This is a genomic window from Phytoactinopolyspora endophytica (genome assembly GCF_004138495.1).
Lineage (GTDB): Bacteria > Actinomycetota > Actinomycetes > Jiangellales > Jiangellaceae > Phytoactinopolyspora > Phytoactinopolyspora endophytica.
Genome location: NZ_ML142851.1, coordinates 280,516 through 285,844, shown reverse-complemented (window position 1 = coordinate 285,844; position 5,329 = coordinate 280,516). Strand labels below are relative to the sequence as shown.

Here is a 5,329-nt window from a genome sequence, read left to right as displayed (position 1 = left end):
GTTGGCGCCCCCGGGGACAGCGCTTGTTCACTATCCGCCCGTTGGCGATGCTTTAGGGACTCAGCGCAGTAGACCACCTTCTCAGCCGCCCCATCGCTCTGGTAGCTGAGGTCGACCCCTCCGAACTCGGCAGTACCTATGAACGCCTGCTGTTCCTTGACGCGGCGCCGCATTTCGACGGCGAGCTCGGCTGCCCAGTCGAGGAAGTCCCCAGGCACCTCTACGTCTGGATCCGGGTACAGGAGCTTCAGCAAGCCGTTGACGGTGTTCTCTACGGCTCGACGATCACGGCCACTCAGTTGTGAGCCCCAGGCAAGACGGCCCTGAATTGCTTCGATGCGGCTGATGTGTCGCAGGTGGGTCCAACACTCGGCAAAGAAGTCGCTGACAAGTCCGAAGTGCGAGGTGAAATAGGACGGATCCAGCTTGGGGACATCCCAACCGGGCAGGTAAGCGTGGATGCGGTCCATGAACGCGGTGTCGTCGCGCATCTCCTTCGGCAGCGGACCGAACAGGTGACCCTTCCGCAGCTGGTCTTCGACGTCGACATCGAAGTTGCCGACCATGACGATCCCGCCCGTGGCCTTGATGGATTCCTTGCCGCGGCTGAACTCACCGGACTCCATGTAGCCCTTGAGGATGTTGACGCCGTCCTTCTGGTCGAACGAGACACCAGAGACTTCGTCGAAGCAGATTGCGTCGTACTGCGCGACCAGCCCTCGCCGTCCTGTGGCGTTGTTGACGAACATCGTCGCAACGGTTGCCTTGCCTCCAGAAACGAGGTGGGCGTAGGGCGAGATCTGTTGATAGAGGTGCGACTTCCCGGTGCCTCGCGGCCCGAGCTCGACCGCGTTGTAGTTGTTGACAACGAACGGGACCATCCGCACTAGCAGTATGTCCTGCTGGCGCCGTGTTAGCCGCGCGGGTTCGAATCCAACCGATCGCAGCAGCAGGTCGCGCCACTGATCGAGCGTGAACTCAACTCGTCCTGAGGCGAACGTGTCGAGCGCATCGCGGGTTGACATTTGGATTGGCCGAATGGATTCAACGCGGAACGGTGAACCACCTTGTTCGTTGGCTAGCGCAGCCATGTACTCCAGCGTCACTTCGGCGTAGAAGCCGCCCGTGAGCATCCGCTCGTGCTTGTTGATGAGCTGCGGCGAGAGGTGAACGTCTCGAATCTGCAGACTCGGAAGCTCAGCCTTGTATAGGTCTGACGTGGTGTCGAGCCTGGCGCGCAGCAGGTCGATGATCTTGATGGCGCCCTTTTCTCGCGCGCGGGATTTGAAGAGCTCTTCTTCGCCGGGTCGGACCGTCCGTTCACTCATCGAGCGACGCACGATCTCCAAGCCTTCGGCGATCTCGTCCGGGTCGGTCGTGGCGCAGTAGCGGCCGAGCAGGAACTCGCCGACGTATGTAGGGACGGGGTACTGCCCGCGAAACTGTTGAGCAAGGTCCTTCTTGACGACGTACCCCTCGAAGACCGTACCGGCAAGTCGGTCGAGCTCGTCAAGATCCGTCATCGGTTAGCCCCGATCGTTACCTCGCGCTGGACGAGGATGCCGCCATCCGCCGCTATGACAACCACATACGCGTCTTCACCCTCGCGATCCTCGTCCGGGACCAGGAGCGAGACTCGACGCGTACCCGTTGTCTCCTTTGCCTCCTCCACGACGCTACTGGCCGGCTCGCCGGGCCTCGCCCGGATATCGACAGTCGCACCTGGTGCGATGTTCTCCAACTCAATGCGACACATTAGCCCAAGCCACTTCAGCTTCGTGATCGCCGCTCCGCCCGTACTCACTCGGTCAGCGACTGCCCGTACCCGTAGCCTGGGGACTATGCATTCCTGCAGGCTCACTCCGCCGTGCTCGTACTCTTGGTTCGCTTCGAAACAGCTCACTCCCGGCGCGACGGCGATGCTTACGTCGCTGTCCCAATGCCAGGGAACTGTCGACACGGAAACGTTGGCGCCTGCCTTGAGTCTGGCGCAGCGACCCTTCTTCACTTCAACGGTCGCCGCTGGTAACTCAACCTTCTCTAGCCCTCCCGGGAGCAACAGCCATCCGTGATCGGTGACGATGTCGACCTGTTCCCAACCGGCGTCCAGCAGCAGCTTTACCCGCCTAGCGATCCGTTGCAGCTCCTCATCGATCTCGTCCACGAAGCCGATGCCGAACTCGTGCCCTCTCCTGTCGATCTCACCGGTTTCGGTCCATGCGCATCCCGACGGGTCGCCGGTCTCGGCGCCCCGTAGCACCTGGACGCCACGCTGGCCCATGAGCGCGCGGAGTACTGTGATGTTCGCTTTGGCGCGTGAATCCGAGCGCGCTGGCCCGAGATCGTTGCCAGCCCTCAAAGAACCGTTTGGAACAGGCGTCAGAACGGGCTTGGCGGTGTCAGTCACCGTAGGTAGGGCAGAGAGCGTCGTGTCGACCGTGACGTCGAGGTTGCCCAAGCGGTCGGCAAGCCGGCGTCCGAGATCGAGGCGCAGTCCGTCGACGAACACTGTGACGATCCCATTCTTCGTGGACGCCTCTTGCCCGACGTTGTACGTCTCGGCGTTGCTCAATGGTCCAATTGCGTCCTGGAGTGCTCTCGCGTGCGCATCCAGCCACGGCCAGTAGATGGCTATGGCCGCCTGTGAGACGGCCTCGCGATCCGCCATCACTTCGCCAGCGGCTTGGAGCGCGGCCAGGAAGGCGTCGTCTGCACGCCAGCCATCTGCTGTATAGGCCGCGATGAGGTCATCGACCTCTCCACTCGGGCCACGGGTCGTGAGCTGCGCAAGCCGGTGGAGGTGTTCGAGGGCGAAGGCCAACGGAGCGCGGTCGATCCTGGCCCATACCCAGTTGCGGCGTTCACCGTGCTCGTGCCACAGCGTGGCGATGCGGTCACGAGCCGTGCCTGGAGGCGCGCCCCGCAGGTCACTCAAGGCACCGCGTAGCCTGTCCTCGGCCACTTCATTGTCCTGGGGCCACGCACCGGTGGGCCCGGCAAAGAGTTGGTCGGTCGGCATGCCCTTACGCAGCCGCGCCTCGATCCCCGGATAGGCCTCCGGGTTTTTCTCGTAGCGCCTCCACACATCTGCCCACGAGCCTTGACGCTCGCCCAAGCGCCGGGCCCCGGTCACCTCGCCATCGCCGACGGGGTCGAAGTGATAATCACGCTTGGACTGCGCGATGAACGCCGTCCATTGTTCGTCCTTGAGACGAGCCCGGAAGCCGTTCGGATCATCCAGCCACTCAAGCAGAGCACCGACCGGATCCGGATTGAGGAGCCCACGGAGGAAGCCAGCGTCTATTTGCTGCCACGATAGCCGAAGCACCGGAACCCCGAGAAGCTCGCCGAACGCTCCACCAAGCGCCTCGCTCGTCGCCGTGTCTTCGGCGACATCGTGCCCAAGTCCACGGTCCGAATTTGACAGCAAGGAACGGACCGTCCAGTCCTTGCCGCTGGGGTGTGAGAACCACTGTGCGCGATACTGCAGCTCGGCGATTGGCGCAAGCTTCCGCGGACAGCCTTCAATCGCACGTAGGTCGTCACGACCCACCCCTGGCAGGTAGACCACCGGAGTACCTGCAGGGAGCGAGGCGTCGACAGTCCCGGCAACCACGCAACGTAACCAGTAGGCGGGACCCTGGGCTTGACTTGTGTCGAGCTCACCGAACGTCAAGACCGGCATGCGCGTCCTGAGACGCCGAGCGGCCTCGGTGAACTGCCGGTCACGATCCGGCCACAGCAGCGCGGCCGGAGCAACCTCCGCGTTCTCGTTGTACGCGAGGGCCTGCCTGAGGTGAGCCTCGATCTGATCGAGCAGTGTCTCCGTCATCCGCGCCCGGCCTTCTCCCGTGCTGTCCGCTTTTCGGCGAGGGTGTAGTGCAGGTCGTTGCGCCGCTCGGACCCGTCGGGATTCTTGCCGCGATCGTTCTTCCAATGCACATTGACCCTTGCCCGCAGCACACCGGCTTCCACGAACGGCCGAATGTTCAGCCGGATTCCGTCGTCAAGATCAGGTTCCCATCCGACCGGCTGCTCATGCAGTTCTTTCCACCGCACGTAGATGTCGTACGGGGGCTCGCCTTCCAGAATCGCCTCAAACTTGCCCTTGAGCTCCCGAGCCGCTGCTAGCCGAACGTCTGCGCCGGCAACGCCCTCGACCGCGTCGGCACGTTGCCGCTCAATCCAGTCACCCAAGTAGGTGTAGGTCAGCTTCTCGGTGCCAGCCCTGCCGAGCCGGTGGTAGTTCACCAACGCAGAAAACCCATCCCTGCGGCCATCCCAGATGTGCCACACGAACGGTCGGTTCATGAACACCTTGCAATGCTGTTTGAAGAAATCGTTACGCAGCCAATCCGCCAAATTCTTCTTGCTCGATCCGGCCTGATCCAGCAGCTTCCCGACGGTCCCTGACGCCCACTCGTCACCGTACGCCTTGGCTAACAACGTCTGCAGCCTCTCCGCAGCCGGGCGCTCACTCGCGACGGCCGGCAGGCACACAATCCCATCACGATCCGCCAACCCGTCAAGTTCATTCGGGTTGGGCTGTCCGGGCCATCGGTATCCCACCAGCATTCCGATCGCAACTTGTAGCGGCTCGGTCGAAGTCTCTGGCCCGCCATCGAACAGCCACTGCGTCGGATCGCCTGACCGTGGCTCCGGCAGCCCCCCTGGAAACTGCCCCTCCGCCGCCCGTCGCCATCGCTCAACATCGAACGGCACCTTCGCCAGAGTACGGTTCGTCACCTTGAGCGATTGATCAATCTTACGCACTCTTTCCGAGAATTCACCCGATGCGCAGAAGGCCCATAGAGCTGGAGCTAATCCCGGTTCCTTTGGTGCAATGACCGCAGCATTCTTGAAGAAATGTCCGCCGTGATAAAGCGTGCACGGAAGATCCCCGATCTGGCTGACAAGGACTCCAGGTCGGCCGTATGCGCTTGCGCCCGCCAAGATGGCTGCGCCGGTTTTCCCTCGCTCGGCAAGGATTCCAGCACCGTTCTCCCAGAAGACCACCTGCTCGCATCCTCCCCATTCGATGGTCTCACTAACTGAATCTTGGAGGTGTTCCCAAGCGTCGCTCGACGGTTCAGGCTCCCAGAAGTAACGGACGAACCTTGGTGAGTCCTTTGTCCCCAGTCCGTGGATTCCGTCCGCGATGCCCTCGAGGAGTTCCCCTGCATCCAATTCCTCGAATGTCAGTCGTGAGTCGGGACTGTTGAGCTGTGAGTCACAACTTATGGAAATAACTGGCCCTCCGCGAAGAAGGTCCGCCTTTCCAAATGCACCTTTGACGTTCGAGGCATCAACTGAGCGAATGGCTGCCCCT

General features: G+C 62.2%; 2 protein-coding genes and 1 pseudogene. All 3 read right to left on the bottom strand.

All coding sequences use genetic code 11. The features are described 5' to 3' along the window. Nucleotides 1-1,523, bottom strand: a 1,523-nt coding sequence (brxL, locus tag ELR45_RS07120; protein ID WP_129665064.1) for a BREX system Lon protease-like protein BrxL, incomplete at its 3' end; no start/stop codon positions are given. Beyond that, nucleotides 1,520-3,832 (bottom strand): BREX-1 system phosphatase PglZ type B, encoded by a 2,313-nt coding sequence (gene pglZ / locus ELR45_RS07115; RefSeq protein ID WP_129664641.1) that lies wholly within the window; start codon nt 3,830-3,832, stop codon nt 1,520-1,522. The genes brxL and pglZ, both read right to left, overlap by 4 nt. After that, nucleotides 3,829-5,329 (bottom strand): annotated as a pseudogene (locus ELR45_RS07110) (Eco57I restriction-modification methylase domain-containing protein); the annotation flags it as partial. The pseudogene ELR45_RS07110 and the gene pglZ, both read right to left, overlap by 4 nt.